This window comes from Lentzea waywayandensis (assembly GCF_900115955.1).
GTDB classification, from domain to species: domain Bacteria; phylum Actinomycetota; class Actinomycetes; order Mycobacteriales; family Pseudonocardiaceae; genus Lentzea; species Lentzea waywayandensis.
Window position 1 is genome coordinate 290,007 of record NZ_FOYL01000011.1, and the last position, 13,786, is coordinate 303,792.

The window sequence follows — 13,786 nt, forward strand, 5'->3', positions numbered from 1 at the left end:
GGGGGTTCCAAAACATGGCCCAACGGGACTGACCTGCGGACAAATCTGACGCGACTTCGTACTCGTTGGTCAAGCCGCCAAGCACTGGATCTACAGCCTGGGTCTCCGGTCGGCTGATCGGGTCGTGGTGGAGTGTGGTGTCGCGCTCGGTGTGGTCGTGGCGCCATGGGCAGCGTGCTCTCGCACCCCGACAGCCACGTCAACCACGACGAGTGCGGCGCACCGGAGTTCTTCACCAACGGTGCCAAGCTCGTCGGCGTTCCCGGACCTGGCAGCAAGATCGACCCGAGCCGCTGCACACGAAGGCGCGCCGCACGGCAGGCGACGTGCACAGCGTGCAGCCGTCCGTCGTCAGCATCAGCCAGCCGCACAAGAACGGCGCGATGACCGCCGACGCGACAGACAGCCCAGCTCGACGCGTACCTCACCGACGACCCGTGGCTGCACAACGCCCGCCAAGCGAACGCCAAGGTCACCAGGCTGGGTGACGGCATGAAGGCACTGCCGTGCGGCGGCCTGCTCGCCACGCCCCAGGCCAACATCCTGTTCTGCCGATTGCCGCAGGAGGTCACGACGGCTGGCCGGCCGAAGGGGTACGCCTTCCACCACGACCGCTGGGAGCCGGGGATCGTCCGGTTCGTCACCGCCTTCTCGCACAGCGCCGAGAACGTCGACCGGCTGCTGGACGCGGTCAACCGCCACACCAGCCAGCCCAGGTGCCACCGGGCGACGTCACACGTTCGAGTCCGCCCGCCGACCTCCTCCCGGTGCTACCGTAGCGGAATAGCTATTCCGCTACGGAGGTGGGAATGACACCGGATCGACGGCGCTGGTGGGTGCTGACGGTCGTCGCGCTCGCACAGCTCACGGTGGTGCTGGACGCGACCATCGTGAACATCGCGCTGCCCGCCGCGCAGGCTGAACTGGGGTTCGGCGACGGGGACCGGCAGTGGGTGGTGATCTCCTACTCCCTCGCGTTCGGCAGCCTTCTGCTCGTCGGCGGGCGGCTCAACGACCGTCTGGGCGCGAGGACCGGGTTCGTCATCGGTCTCGCCGGGTTCGCGATCGCCTCGGCGGCCGGCGGGTGGGCGGACGGTCTGACGACGCTGGTCGCGGCTCGCGCGGCGCAGGGTGTGTTCGGCGCGTTGCTGGCGCCGGCCGCGTTGTCGTTGCTGTCTACGACGTTCCGGGGCACGAAGCACCAAGGTCGCGCCTTCGGGGTCTACGGGGCGGTCGCGGGTGGCGGTGGCGCGATCGGGCTGTTGCTCGGCGGTGTTCTCACCGACCTGGTGTCGTGGCGGTGGTGCCTGTTCGTCAACGTCGTGATCGCGTTCGTCGTCATCGCGGGCGCGCTGGTGTGCCTGCCTGCCACGACCACACGGGCCACCTCACAACGAACCGACTGGCTGGGCACGGTTCTGGTCGTCGCCGGGCTGTTCGCGCTCGTGCTCGGGTTCGGTCGCTCCGAGGTGCTGGGCTGGGCCAACGCGACGACGATCGGCTCGCTCGCGGCGGGGGTCGCGCTGCTGGCGGTGTTCGTGTTCGTCCAGGCACGAACGCGGACACCGTTGCTGCCGCTCACGATCCTGCGGTCACGGGTGCGCGGGACGTCCTATCTGGTCATGTTGCTCGCGGCGGTCGGGATGTTCTCGGTCTACCTGTTCCTGGCCTACTACCTGCAGCGGACGCTGGGGTTCTCGCCGGTGCTCGCCGGTGTCGCGTTCCTGCCGATGGCGGTCTCGGTCGCTGTCGGGTCCGCCGCCTCCGGTGCGGTTCTGGTGCCGCGGTTCGGCATCCGGATTCCCGTCGCGGCGGGGTCGGCGCTCGCCGCGGCCGGGTTCCTCTACCTGACCGGGATCGGCAGCGACTACGCCGCGACCGTCCTTCCTGGACTGATCATGGCCGGGCTCGGGCTCGGCGCGGTGTTCGGGTCGGCCATGAGCTCGGGTGCGGAAGGGGTGCCGCCGGAGCAGGCCGGGATCGCGTCCGCGACGGTCAACACCACCCAGCAGATCGGCGGCTCCATCGGGATCGCCGTGCTCACCAGCCTGTCGCTGTCGGTCTCGCGGTCGGGTGGCGAGATGGCCGGCTACCACGCGGCGTTCTGGGGTGCGGCCGCCGCGCTCGCGCTCGCCGCGGTGATCGCCGCCGTGCTGTACCCCCGGCGTTCGGACGTCAGCGAACCAGTCCTTGTGAGGAGCGGGTCATGACGAAGTCTCCAGGCCTCTTCACGCGTGCCGTCAGTGCCGTCCACCGCAGGGCGATCGGCCTGCCGCCAGAAGCCGTGCCGTACACAGTGGAGCGTGGGGTCTTCGTGCCCACCGCCGATGGCGCCCAGCTGGTCACCGATCTCTACCGGCCGGTCGGCGACGCTCGCGGCACGGTTCTCATCCGTTCTCCTTATGGCCGTGGGCTGCCGGAGAGTCTGTTCCACGGACGGGCGTTCGCCGACCACGGCTACCAGGTCGTGATCCAGAGCGTGCGCGGAACCGGAGGTTCGACCGGGACGTTCCGCCCGATCGCGCAGGAGATCTCCGACTCGCAGGACACCGTCGCGTGGTTGCGTGAGCAGTCGTGGTTCAGCGGACGGCTGGCCACGCTGGGCGGTTCCTACCTCGGCTGGACGCAGTGGGCGCTGATGCAGGATCCCCCGCCGGAACTGCGTGCAGCGGTGGTCCTCGTCGGGCCGCACGACTTCGCCCGCGCCATCCGCGGCACGGGCTCGCTCGCACTCGCCGACTTCCTCGGCTGGAGCGCCAACGTCAAGGCGTTGAACAGCGGCGGCATCGGCGCGATGGTCACGGCAGGTCGGCGGGTGAAGGCCGCGTTGCGCGAGCAGACGCCCGAACTCGCTGCCGGTGCAGCGCTCGGGGATCCGACGTGGTTCGACGACTGGCTCGCTCACCCGAGCCTCAGCGACCCGTTCTGGCAGCCGTACAACGCCACGTCGGCGCTGGGCATCACCACTGTGCCGACGCTGCTGATCGGCGGCTGGCACGACGTCTTCGTCGACCAGACGCTCGAACAGTTCCGCGCTCTCGGAAGCCGCCAGGTCGACGTCGGGATGACCATCGGCCCGTGGACCCACATGGACACCACAGTCAAGGCCGCCAGGGTGGCCGACACCGAGGCGCTGGCCTGGTTCGACGAGCACGTGGCCGGCCGCGGCCGCACTCGCCAGGCACCGGTGCGCGTCTACCTGACCGGCGCCGATCAATGGCGCGCGCTACCGACCTGGCCGCCGTCGACGACCGAGCTCACGCTGACGCTCGACGCGAGCAGGCTGCTCGGCACGGAACCCGGTTCCGGCACCGTCGAGTTCGGCTACGACCCGGCTGACCCGACGCCCTCAGTCGGTGGGCGGCACATGTCGGCCAAGGCGGGACGGCAGGACAACCGCTCGATCGAACGCCGCGCGGACGTCATCACCTTCACCTCCGTAGCGCTCGACCAGCCGCTCGACGTCGTCGGCGCACCTCGGGCCGACCTTCAGCTCAAGGTCACCGGCGAGACGCCGGATCTCTTCGTTCGGCTCTGCGAGGTCGACGCCCGCGGCCGGTCCTGGAACGTCACCGAGGCGTTCAGCCGTTTCGACCCCGCCTCTGGGCGCGTCGAGCTGTCCCTCGGCTCGTGCGCGCACCGGTTCCGCGTTGGTCACCGCGTACGCCTGCAGATCTCCGGCGCGGCCTACCCGCGTTTCGCCCGCAATCCCGAGCCGAGCCACTACACGGTCGACTGCACGGGATCGGCTCTCAGCCTGCCCGTCGAGTAAGAGGAGCGTTGTGAAGACAGTCGTAGCGATGTGCGCGCTGGTACTGGTCGTGAGCGCGTGCTCGTCCGCCGAACCGGTGTCGTCGCGCTCCCCCGCGTTGGCGGCCTGCCCGTCGAGCGTGCCGCAGGGAGGCCAAGGCCAGCGACCTCCGCAGGCGGCCGAGCTCAAGGTACCCGTCGACACCAGCACGAGCGAGGTGATCGACCCGGCCGCCGCGAAGCAGATCCAATGTGGACGGACCAAGCTCACCGCCACCGACGACGTCGTGTACACCACGGTCGGAACCAAGCCACTGCACGTCGACATCCAGGTGCCTGCGGGAGAGGGCGCGAAGCCTCTCGTGATCTACGTTCCCGGTGGCGGTTTCTCCTCGGCCGACCGGAAGCAGACGCTGAACCTGCGCACGTTCGTCGCCGAGGCCGGGTATGTGGTGGCAAGCATCGAGTACCGCGTGCGGCCCGACGGCGCGGTCTACACCGACGGGATCGCCGACATCCGGGCCGCTGTGCGCTACCTGCGCGCCAACGCCTCCACCTACGGCATCGACCCCGGCCGCATCGCGCTGTGGGGCGAGTCGGCCGGCGGTTACCTCGCCTCGATGGCGGGTGTGACGGACACCGACGCGGACAGCCGCGTTCAGGCCGTCATCGACAAATTCGGTGCCTCGGACTTCACGAAACTCCTGGCGGACTACGGGCCCGAGGCCGAGCAGGGGTTCGCGAACTCGCCCAACCCGATCGCGCAGTACATCACCGGGAGCGCCGCGAAGACCCTCGCGGCCAGCCCGGACGTGGTCGTCGCGGCCAACCCGGTCACCTACGCCGGACCGGGCGACCCGCCGTTGCTGATCCTGCACGGCGACAGCGACAAGCTCATCTCGCCCAGCCAGACCTTGTTGCTGCACAACGGTGTCACCAAGGCAGGCGGTAACAGCACCCGGTACGTGGTGCGCGGCGCCGACCACGGCGACCTCGCGTTCGCCGGTGACCCGAACGCGGTGTCCCCCTGGTCCACCGAGCCGGTGGTCGCCGTGATGACGGACTTTCTCAAGGCGCATCTCTCGTAGCCGGCGCGCTCAGACCGAGTGCCTGCCGGTGTGCCAGCGCGCACATCTGCGCTTCGGTGCCACGGGCGTGCGCAACGAGCTCGTCGTCGTCCAGCCACAGCATGAAGGCCACGAGCGTGGTGGAGGTTGGAGTGAGCCCCAGCCTCCACTTGCGACCGTCGCGTTCGACCACGCGCTCGGCGGTGAGCCAGCGGCCGTACTCGGTGCCACGCTGAACGACCCAGTCGTTCGAGGTCGCCGCCAGCTCGGCCACCGTTCGCGGCACTGTCCTGATCACCCTCACAACGTAGCCCGGACGGCCCAGGTCATGTGAAGGAGGAGGACGCATGCCCACGGTATGCGCAGGTGGTCGAGGCCGTGATCAGCTTCGCGCGCGACCGCGGCTAGCATCGGTCAGATGAGCACGCCCCGCCGCCGTGACGCGCAGGCCAACCTCGCGCGCGTCCTCGCCGCCGCGACCGAGGTGTTCGCGCTACGCGGGTGTTCCGCGACGCTGGCCGACGTCGCGAAGGCGGCCGGGGTCGGCGTCGCCACGGTGTACCGGACGTTCGAGACCAAGGACGATCTGATCTACGCCGTCTACGAGCCGAAGATCGCCGACGCGCGGGAGCAGGCGAGGGCGGCGAGCGACAACTCGGACCCGTGGCAGGGAGTCGTCGCGCACCTGGAGCAATCGGTGCCGACGCTCGCCGCGGACAAGGGCTTCCGCGAGCTGCTGAGCGGGTCCTACAGCGAAACGCTCGGCTGGTCGCGGCCGCGCACACCACATCGCCTGGCCAAGCTGGTCGAGGACAGTCACAACCAGACCGGCGAGCACCTCGAACGGCTCGTCGAACGCGCGCGCGAGGCCGGAGTGGTCCGCGACGACCTCGTGGCGGGCGACCTGTTGCTGTTGTCGATGGCGGTGCAGACCGCGGTCGAGTTCGGCGGTCCCACGCATCCGCTGCTGTACAAGCGGATGATCGGTTTCCTGCTGGACGGCATCAGGCCGTCGCGCGAGGCGCCGACCCCGCTTCCGGAGCCCGGACTGACCAGCCCGCAGATCGCCGCGCTGGAACGCGAACGCAGCGAGCGTATGTCCGGGTCCCCGGAAGCGTGACGATCAGACCGCCTCGGCACCTGCGTGTACCGGGCATGTGTCCTTCTCCGGCAAATGACCGATGTCGGCCAACGGCACACCCACCGCCAGCGTCCAGACCTGCACCAACCGGGACAACGTGGCCGAGAAGTATCGCCGGTAGCCCGAGCTGTCGCGTTCGGGCTCCTCGACCAGGCCGAGCCGGTGCGCCGTCTACAGCTCGGCCTGATCGGGGCGGGGCCCGCCGTGCTCCGCCCCGATCGGCTTCGGGTGAGGCGGTTACGCGTACGCCTCGAACTCGTAGACACGGGCGACGTTCCCGCCGGACTGCGCACCCGTGACCACGGTGAGGCGGATGTGCCTGGCACTGTTGGCGATCGCGTGCTCGGTGACACCGCTGGTGTTGCCGCGCACCGTCGCCACCGTCGTCCAGGTGGTGCCGTCGGCCGACACGGCCAGGTCGAAGTCCCTGGTGTTGAACGTCGCGGACTCACCGCCGGCGCTCGCGTGCCTGACGACCAGCTTCTTCAGCGCATGGCTGGAGCCGAGGTCGACCTGCAGCGACTTCGTCCCGGCCACCGAGCACCACTTGTCGGTGACACCGCCGGAAACGCTGCCGTTCACAGCCTTCGCGGGGCCCTCGTTCGCGTTGCAGGCGGCCGTGCCCGTGGCGGGCTTGTTCAGCGCGAGGTTGTTGCCGGCAGGAGGGCCGCCGTCCGGGCCGGCGACGCTGTTGATCCACGTGTGCACGCTGCCCTGCAGCTCGGCGTAGTAGAAGTCCGCGCTGCCACAGACACCCGGACCACCGGACGTGTCACCGCCGAGCCGCCAGTTGCCTGGCGTGCCCACCAGGAGCGGACCGCCCGAGTCGCCGTAGCAGGCGCTCTTGCCGTCCTTGTTGTCCAGGCAGATCACCCACTGGTCGGTGCCGCACGCGCTGTCGGGCAGCACGGGAACCTCGACCTGCCTGAGGTTGGTGGGTGCGCCGCCGCAGCCGCCTCCGGGGTTGCAGGTCGTGGCGCCCCAGCCGAGCAGCCGCACCGTCGTGCCGGCCGCGACGACCGGTGCGATGGAGATCGGCTGTTGGGTGACCGGGGCGGTCAGCTCGACGAGCGAGGTGTCCGCGTTGCCGTGGTCCACCCAGCGCCTGACCCTGGCCACCGTGCCGCCGGAGTTGCGATTGTTGCTGCCGATCCGGATCTGCACACCGCTCGGGACCTCGCCGGCCATGCAGTGCTTGGCCGTCAGCACCCAGGTGGGCCGGATCAGGGCGCCGCCGCAGAAGTGGCCACCGGAGTTGCCCTGCATCGAGGCTATGAAGCTGTAGTTCTCGGTGGCGTCGACGCCACCGATGATGTTCGGGGTCAGCGGGCCGGGTTGTTCCTGTGCCGTCGCCGTCGTGACCGCGGATCCCGCCAGGCTCAGGACGGCGACCGCCGCCAGCAGACACTTGACCAGTCCTCGCATGGGAACCTCACGTTCGAAGGGGTCGAAGGAGAATTTCCCGAAGGGTCCACCGGCCGAAGTCGCCGGATCTAAGTCCGAAACTTCGGTGCTGCGGATGGGCTAACCACCCGTGCCACTTCTGAATACGATGCGCCGCCCACGTTGATGGTCTGGACCTCTTGTCGTGCACCGCCGTAGGGTGGGTCGGCGAGGAGCTCGATGAGCGGACCATTTCATCTCGTGTTGCGGACCGCGATCCGCGAGCGCGGCCTGCCACTCGACCGGTTGCGGTCGCGGCTGGCCGAGCGCGGCATCCAGATCGGGCTGGCCAGTCTCAGCGACTGGCAGCACGGCCGGGCGTGGCCGCGGCGGCCGAACTCGTTGCGCGCCATCGCGGTGCTGGAAGAGATTCTCGAACTGCCTCGCCACGCGTTGACCGGCCTGCTTGTCAGTCACCACCTGACGCCGTTCCGGCCGCAGCAGGGCGTGGACGAGTACCACGGCCCGATGGGCGAACTGCTCGACGCGCTCCCCGGTTCGCGGGACTGGACCCTGGACGTGATCACCTCCGAACACGTGGCGCACGTGGACGCGCACCGCGGCCGGTCGCGCATCACAGTGCGGCGCCTCGCACGCGCTCGCCGCGACGACGTCGACAGAGTGGTGATGCGCTACTTCGGCGCACCAGGCAGCGCGATCGACCGCGTTCGTGTCGTGCCGGTGCGCAACTGTGCGGTCGGACGGCTGCTGCGTCACCCCGAAGGACGGGTGCTCGCCGCTGAACTGCTTTTCGGCCAACGACTTCGAGCCGGCGAGACCTGGGTGTGGGAGTACGAACTCCACGACCCCACCCCCTGCGAGGCCGAGAACGACTTCGCGCACGCCTTCCGCCGGCCCGAGGGCACCTGCCTGATGGAGGTGCGATTTCACCCGGACGCACTACCGGCACGGGTGCACGACTACTTCCGTGCCGACCTCTACGTTGCCAAACATCGGCTCAACGAGCTGTCGGCGAACGCACACCACGCGGTGCACGTGACGAGGAGCGGCATGACGTCCGGCGTGATCGGCATCAGCTGGGAATGGCCGGACTGATCGTGGCGCGGCGAGGAAGGCCGGGATCACCCGGCCTTCCTCGCCCACTCAACTCGACAGGCACGGTCGTTTTCGTTCAGACAGATCTCACGGACACGGATGCGGTGGTAGCACGCCGATCGTCACGTTGACGGTCGACCCCGTCAGCAGCTGCGTGCCGGCGCCAGGGTTCTGGCCATTCACTTTGTCGATGTTGTTGCAGTTCTCGTCGACGTCGTTGGTGACGGTGCCCAGAACGAGGCCTGCCGACTGCAGAGCCGACCGGGCTTCGTCCTTGGAGTCGCCAGTCAGGTCGGGCACGGTGGTGATGGTGGGACCACCGGAGAAGGTGCCGTCGCCGTTGGACACGGCCGTGTAGATGCCCGCGTTGCCGAAGCCGACCACGTCGGCCCGCCCGTCACCGGTGATGTCGGCGAGCAGTCGCGGGTGCCGGTCGGTTCGCCACCCCCTGTTGAACCCGAAGTCCGCGACGACGTGCCGTGACTGCGCGAACGTCCCGTTGCCCAGTGACACGGCACTGACGACGCCGAAGGTGTTGAACCCGACGAGGTCCGCGCGCTGGTCCGCGGTGATGTCCGCCCGCGAGGCACTGGGCACGGTGCCCGTGCCGTAGCCGGCGCCGTTGTTGTAGCCGAAGTCGTTGACGGCCACGGTGAACGTGTTGAAGGTGCCGTCCCCGCGCGCCGTCCCGACGAAGGTCGTGGTGTCCTGGCCGGGCATCACGGCGTCGCCTCTGCCATCGCCGGTGACGTCCGCGACGTCGAAGATCACGAACGGCGAGGTGTTGACGCCGTTGTTGGTCGACACCCGCGACAGCGGATACGTGCCGTCGACGCGCGGGCTCGTGGACAACGGTGCGATACCGGGCAGGAAGCGGATCGACAGGATCTCCGGCCTGGCGTCGCCGGTGATGTTGACGACCTTGAAGTGGTTGAAGTCGAACCGGTCCGTGGTGAACTCGGTGGTCGCCAGGTAAGGCGCGGCGAACGTGCCGTCACCTCGGGCCAGGGCGACGTCGACCCGGCCGTTGGTGAACATGAACAGGTCGGTGCGGCCGTCGTTGTTGGCGTCCGCGGCGATCAGGTCGTTCAGTCGCGGCCGGGTGCTGGCGCCGAACGCCTGCAGCACGAACGTGGCCGGACGGAAGTTGCCGTCCCCGAGCGACACGGAGGTGAAGACGCCGGCGTTGCCGACGCCGACGATGTCGGCCTTCCCATCGCCGGTGATGTCGGTGACGAACCGCTCGTGGATCGGGATGCGCCAGCCCTGGTTGAAACCGAAGTCGGCGACCCCTCCCCGCGCTCCGAAGCCGCCGTCACCGGTGGCGACGGCCGTCATGGTGCCGAAATCGCCGAACCCGACCACGTCGGCCCTGCCGTCACCGGTGATGTCCGCCAGCACCCGAGGATGTTTGGCGACGTCCCACGACTGGTCGGCACCGAAGTCGGCGAACACGAATCGTGCCGTGGGCAGTGGCGCGGCCTGCGCCGGCACCGCCATCACGATCACCGCACCGGCCGCGGCGAGCACAGTTGCAATCCTTCTCAATGGACTGTCCCCCTTCAGGTTCTCGTCGAAACGAGATCACCGGAGAAGGCGTGCCATCCCGTGCCACCGCCGTGCCACCCCCCGCGTTGAACCGAACCGTCCTGGTTCGCGTGTCACGTACGGGGTGGGGGATGTGGAAGAGCAGCTGATGCCGAGTTCGCTGTTGGCGGGCGGCACGCGTGCGCTCGTCGCGGAGGGGGACCTGCGCACGAGCAGGGAACGATTTGAGCGGGCTTTTCGGGCGGCCGACCGTACGGGTGACGCGCACACGCTCGTCGCCGCCGCGTTGGGGCTAGGTGGCCTGTGGGTGCACGAGCACCGTTCGGCCGCGGGTGCGACGTCGTTGTCCGAACGTCTGCGGCGCGCGCTCGCGCTGGTGGACCCCAGGTCGTCGCTCGCGCTGCGGCTGAGGCTGCGACTGACCGCGGAGACCGACTACCTCAGCGGCCGCCACGCGTCGACACTCGCGCTGCTCGAGGAGGCGAGGTCGTCGGCGGACCCGATCGTGCTGGTGGAGGCGCTCAGCCTCGCCCACCACTGCGTGATGGGCCCAGAACACGGTGAGCTGCGAAGACGCATCGCCGCCGAGCTGATCGCGGCAAGCCTGCGAACGGAGCGCGGCGGCGACCTGGCGATGGCGCTGATGTGGCACGTCGTCGACCTGTTCCTCGACGGGCGACCGCACGCCCACCGCGAGCTCGGGGATCTGCGGGAGTTCCTCGAGCACGGCGACCACCTCGCGGTCGGCTACGTGGTGAGCGCGATCGAGGTGATGCTCGCGGTTCGCGCCGGCCGTTTCGACGAGGCCGAGGAGCTGTCACGATCCTGCGCCGAGCGCGGTGCCCAGGCAGGTGACGTCGACGCGACGGGGTGGCACGGCGGGCAGCTTCTGGCGATCCGGTGGTACCAGGGCCGTGTGCTGGAACTGCTGCCCGGGCTCGACGAGCTGGTGCACTCCCCCACTCTCAGCGCGGTGGACAACTCGTTCGTCACCGCGCAGGCCGTCGTGGCGGCGACGGCGGGAGACCGGCGCAAGGCGGCCGGTGCGCTCGCGGCGCTCGGTGACCTCGCCGAGCTGCCGAGGTCGAGTACCTGGCTCGTGACGATGAACGGGGTCGTCCAGGCGGCGAACCTGCTCGACGACGCCGACCTGTCCGCACAGGCGTACGAGTTGCTGCTGCCGTTCGCGCGGCTGCCGATGATGGCCAGTCTCGCCGTCACCTGCTTCGGATCGACCCAGCACGCGCTCGGCGTGGCGTCCCTGACCACCGGACACGTGGACCGGGCCGTGGATCACCTGCGGGCGGCGGTGAAGGACAACCTCGCTCTCGCCCACTGGCCTGCCACCCTGCACTCCAGGCTGCGCTACGCCGAGGCGCTCGACCGCGTCGGTGAGGTCGCCCAGGCACGCGGTGAACGCGCCATCGCACACGGCGAGGCCGCGTCGTTGGACATCTCGCTGCCGGACACCAGGACCGTGGCGTGCACGTGCCGCCGCGAGGGAGCCCGGTGGAAAGTCCAGCTGGGGCAGAGGACCGCGCGGGTCGAGCACTGCGTCGGGATGCTGCACCTCGCCGTGCTCCTGGCCAATCCCGGTCAGGAGATCGACGCGGTCGACCTCGTCGACGGCGTGAGGGCACTGTCGAGCCAGCCCGTGCTGGATCGTGCGGCGGTCCAGCAGTACCGCACTCGTCTCGACGACCTGGAAGACGGCGCGGAACGCGACTGGCTGCTCGCCGAACTGGCGGGCGCGACCGGACTCAGCGGCCGCTCCCGCCAGTTCGCCGACAGCGGTGAACGCGCGCGCCTCGCTGTGGGCAAGGCGATTCGCCGTGCGCTCACCCGTCTCACCGAAGCCGACGCCGTCATCGGCGAGCATCTGCGCAGAGCCGTGCACACCGGCAGGCGCTGCGACTACCGGCCGATCTGACCGCCGAAGTGCTTGCGGTCAGCCGGTCCCGAGTTGGGCAGGGTATCGGCCGGGGACGCGCCCCACGCCCCCGGTTCGACGACACCCCGTGGACCGACAGGGTTTGGACGTACTTGTTCTGTGCGTTCGCCTGCGGTGCCTCGATGACGATCGTCTTGCCGTTGCCTGAATCTCCACCTTGGTGAACAGCGGCGCGGACAGCACGAGTCGGTGCGGCTGGGCACCTGCGGGTAGATACCCGTCGCGGCGAACAGGCCAAGTCAGCCTCTGGTATCGGCTGATGTGCGAGAACCACGATGAACTCAGATGCCTGGGGTTGATCGGTTGGTCACGGGCGGTGCTTTTTGGTGCGTCGCCCAGAGCCAAAAAACGGGAATCGTGACCGGGCCGGACTCTGTGAATCTGGGAGGTTGATCGTACCGACAACACCTAGTTGGATCAGGGTGCCGTGGACGGCGCCGGTGTTGATGTTGCGCGCCCTCTTCGCCACGGGACCGAACAGCACCTCGGGCCAGAGAGCGTCGAGCAGGATGGAAAAAGCGCCACCACCGTCATAGGCGGCCTTGAGGCCGTTCGCCAGTTCCGCCGCGAGGTGGATCTTGTCGGACTCATTTCCCGCGCGAGCCGCATCCAGCGCATCGCCCAGGCCGGGCACCGCACGGACCGCTTTCTCCAGCTGCATCAGAGCTGCGGAACCCGACTCCTCCACGGGACCGATGAGTGCGGCGGCAACGGACAACATCCACATGTCCACCATGGTCAATCCCCCCCAAGAGATACTGCGCCCCAGGTCAAACCGTTCGGGAACACTAACACTCAAACGGTCCGGACACGATGATCCTTCTAGCCTCCAGAGGATGCGCTGCCGACGGCGCGACCGACCGCACGGCGCCCGTGTAATCCTGCCGGCACGGACATCCGCTCACGTCCCGAGACGCGTCCTCACTTGCGAGGTGAAGACATTCGACAAGAGCACGGTGCTCGTGTCCTAGGAGCAAGTTCTGACTCAGTGGTCATAGGCAACCAGTGCGCCGGGCCGGGCTGGTTGGATGACGCCGTGCACTACAACGAGGTGGAGCAAGCCGTCCGCGAACTGGTCGCGGCCGCCGACGACGAGAAGCGCCACCGGTTCGGCGCGGAGACCGTGGTCCGGCTGACCGCGCGCGACGACCTCACGGACGCGGCGCAGGCCGAGTTCGACGACCACGCCCAACAGGCGTTCGAACAGGCGCGCACGGACCCAGCGGGCAGCACGCCGGACCGGCTGCGCGCGTGGCTGGACACGATCGACAAGGGCACTCTGTCCGACGGCGACATGGACCCGCAGGTGCTGTGGGCACTGGAGGCTCTGGAGCACTGGGCGAGCTTCCTCGTCGACCACGACCCCGAGTTCGTGCTGCAGCTGGCGATCCGGTCGCTGGAGGCGGTGGACTACGAGGTCTCCGCACGCTTGGACGACTTCCTCGCGTCCCCGGAGATGACGGCCGAGTTCGACCGGATCGGCAGGCACCTACGCTAGGCGAGCAGGTCCGAAGGGCGTTCAAGATCCGTTTGCGATGACAGACCTGAACACCTTTCTGAGCGCTCCCACCGCCCGCTCATGCAGCCGAGCCGAACATGCTCGCCGGACTCGGGCGAGCCAGAGCCGATGTGCCTTGGAGCGTGCGGTGGGGGCAACTCCGCCAGTTGCGCCGGAACTGTCCTTAGTGGACCTGAGCTGACTCGCGCTGACCCTCCCACCGCACATACCAGTCCGGTGGCCGCTGCTCGAAGACATCCGGCCGACGCGGCACAGCCCGACCACGCAGAGGGCGTTGCCGATCTTCCAGGTCATCTGTTGGACACGCCGGG

The 13,786-nt window shown here is 69.0% G+C and carries 12 protein-coding genes; 8 read left to right on the plus strand and 4 right to left on the minus strand.

What is annotated here, in order from left to right:
• The first annotated feature begins 492 nt into the window (after nucleotides 1-492).
• The 4 genes from BM417_RS48770 to BM417_RS34880 are packed head-to-tail and all read left to right on the plus strand — an operon-like array spanning nucleotide 493 to nucleotide 4,838.
• Nucleotides 493-813 (plus strand): hypothetical protein, encoded by a 321-nt coding sequence (locus BM417_RS48770; RefSeq protein ID WP_218164655.1) that lies wholly within the window; start codon nucleotides 493-495, stop codon nucleotides 811-813.
• Nucleotides 810-2,210 carry an MFS transporter gene (locus BM417_RS34870; protein WP_093603309.1) on the plus strand — a complete coding sequence of 467 codons (1,401 nt, stop codon included), beginning with the start codon at nucleotides 810-812 and terminating at the stop codon, nucleotides 2,208-2,210. Before BM417_RS48770 ends, BM417_RS34870 begins: the two co-directional genes overlap by 4 nt.
• On the plus strand, nucleotides 2,207-3,772 hold the full coding sequence (locus BM417_RS34875; protein WP_093603311.1) for a CocE/NonD family hydrolase: 1,566 nt from the start codon (nucleotides 2,207-2,209) through the stop codon (nucleotides 3,770-3,772). The genes BM417_RS34870 and BM417_RS34875 overlap by 4 nt, the downstream gene beginning before the upstream one ends.
• Nucleotides 3,773-3,782: 10 nt before the next feature.
• A complete protein-coding gene (locus BM417_RS34880; protein WP_218164656.1) occupies nucleotides 3,783-4,838 on the plus strand; it encodes an alpha/beta hydrolase in 1,056 nt (351 codons plus the stop codon).
• Here BM417_RS34880 and BM417_RS34885 read toward each other — a convergent pair.
• The gene (locus BM417_RS34885; protein ID WP_245822375.1) at nucleotides 4,819-5,115 is read right to left on the minus strand and encodes a hypothetical protein; all 297 of its coding nucleotides are present in this window, start codon (nucleotides 5,113-5,115) and stop codon (nucleotides 4,819-4,821) included. The genes BM417_RS34880 and BM417_RS34885 overlap by 20 nt on opposite strands.
• A gap of 120 nt (nucleotides 5,116-5,235) precedes the next feature.
• Between BM417_RS34885 and BM417_RS34890 the strand changes: the two genes are divergently transcribed.
• Nucleotides 5,236-5,937 (plus strand): TetR/AcrR family transcriptional regulator, encoded by a 702-nt coding sequence (locus BM417_RS34890; protein WP_093603315.1) that lies wholly within the window; start codon nucleotides 5,236-5,238, stop codon nucleotides 5,935-5,937.
• A 258-nt stretch (nucleotides 5,938-6,195) separates the two neighbouring features.
• On the opposite strand, the gene BM417_RS48775 is transcribed toward BM417_RS34890, so the two are convergent.
• Nucleotides 6,196-7,383, minus strand: a complete 1,188-nt coding sequence (locus BM417_RS48775; RefSeq protein ID WP_218164657.1) for a trypsin-like serine protease — start codon at nucleotides 7,381-7,383, stop codon at nucleotides 6,196-6,198.
• A 198-nt stretch (nucleotides 7,384-7,581) separates the two neighbouring features.
• On the opposite strand from BM417_RS48775, the gene BM417_RS34905 reads away from it, so the two are divergent.
• Nucleotides 7,582-8,457 (plus strand): hypothetical protein, encoded by an 876-nt coding sequence (locus tag BM417_RS34905; protein ID WP_143138923.1) that lies wholly within the window; start codon nucleotides 7,582-7,584, stop codon nucleotides 8,455-8,457.
• Between the two features lie 87 nt (nucleotides 8,458-8,544).
• Here BM417_RS34905 and BM417_RS34910 read toward each other — a convergent pair whose 3' ends face one another.
• A complete protein-coding gene (locus BM417_RS34910; protein WP_143138924.1) occupies nucleotides 8,545-10,005 on the minus strand; it encodes an FG-GAP-like repeat-containing protein in 1,461 nt (486 codons plus the stop codon).
• 148 nt (nucleotides 10,006-10,153) lie between these two features.
• Between BM417_RS34910 and BM417_RS34915 the strand changes: the two genes are divergently transcribed.
• Entirely contained in the window at nucleotides 10,154-11,935 is a 1,782-nt protein-coding gene (locus tag BM417_RS34915) for a hypothetical protein (protein WP_143138925.1), read from the plus strand.
• Between the two features lie 328 nt (nucleotides 11,936-12,263).
• Here BM417_RS34915 and BM417_RS34920 read toward each other — a convergent pair whose 3' ends face one another.
• Nucleotides 12,264-12,692: a hypothetical protein gene (locus BM417_RS34920; RefSeq protein ID WP_093603323.1), complete on the minus strand. Its 429-nt coding sequence runs from the start codon at nucleotides 12,690-12,692 to the stop codon at nucleotides 12,264-12,266.
• A gap of 252 nt (nucleotides 12,693-12,944) precedes the next feature.
• Between BM417_RS34920 and BM417_RS34925 the strand changes: the two genes are divergently transcribed.
• A complete protein-coding gene (locus BM417_RS34925; protein WP_177320759.1) occupies nucleotides 12,945-13,454 on the plus strand; it encodes a hypothetical protein in 510 nt (169 codons plus the stop codon).
• The last annotated feature ends 332 nt before the right edge of the window (nucleotides 13,455-13,786 follow it).

What these genes read in the sequence shown, in the direction of transcription:
- BM417_RS48770 (WP_218164655.1), top strand. Translation starts at nt 493, where the DNA reads ATGAAGGCACTGCCGTGCGGCGGCCTGCTCGCCACGCCCCAGGCCAAC.
- BM417_RS34870 (WP_093603309.1), top strand. Translation starts at nt 810, where the DNA reads ATGACACCGGATCGACGGCGCTGGTGGGTGCTGACGGTCGTCGCGCTC.
- BM417_RS34875 (WP_093603311.1), top strand. Translation starts at nt 2,207, where the DNA reads ATGACGAAGTCTCCAGGCCTCTTCACGCGTGCCGTCAGTGCCGTCCAC.
- BM417_RS34890 (WP_093603315.1), top strand. Translation starts at nt 5,236, where the DNA reads ATGAGCACGCCCCGCCGCCGTGACGCGCAGGCCAACCTCGCGCGCGTC.
- BM417_RS48775 (WP_218164657.1), bottom strand. Translation starts at nt 7,383, where the DNA reads ATGCGAGGACTGGTCAAGTGTCTGCTGGCGGCGGTCGCCGTCCTGAGC.
- BM417_RS34905 (WP_143138923.1), top strand. Translation starts at nt 7,582, where the DNA reads ATGAGCGGACCATTTCATCTCGTGTTGCGGACCGCGATCCGCGAGCGC.
- BM417_RS34915 (WP_143138925.1), top strand. Translation starts at nt 10,154, where the DNA reads ATGCCGAGTTCGCTGTTGGCGGGCGGCACGCGTGCGCTCGTCGCGGAG.
- BM417_RS34920 (WP_093603323.1), bottom strand. Translation starts at nt 12,692, where the DNA reads ATGGTGGACATGTGGATGTTGTCCGTTGCCGCCGCACTCATCGGTCCC.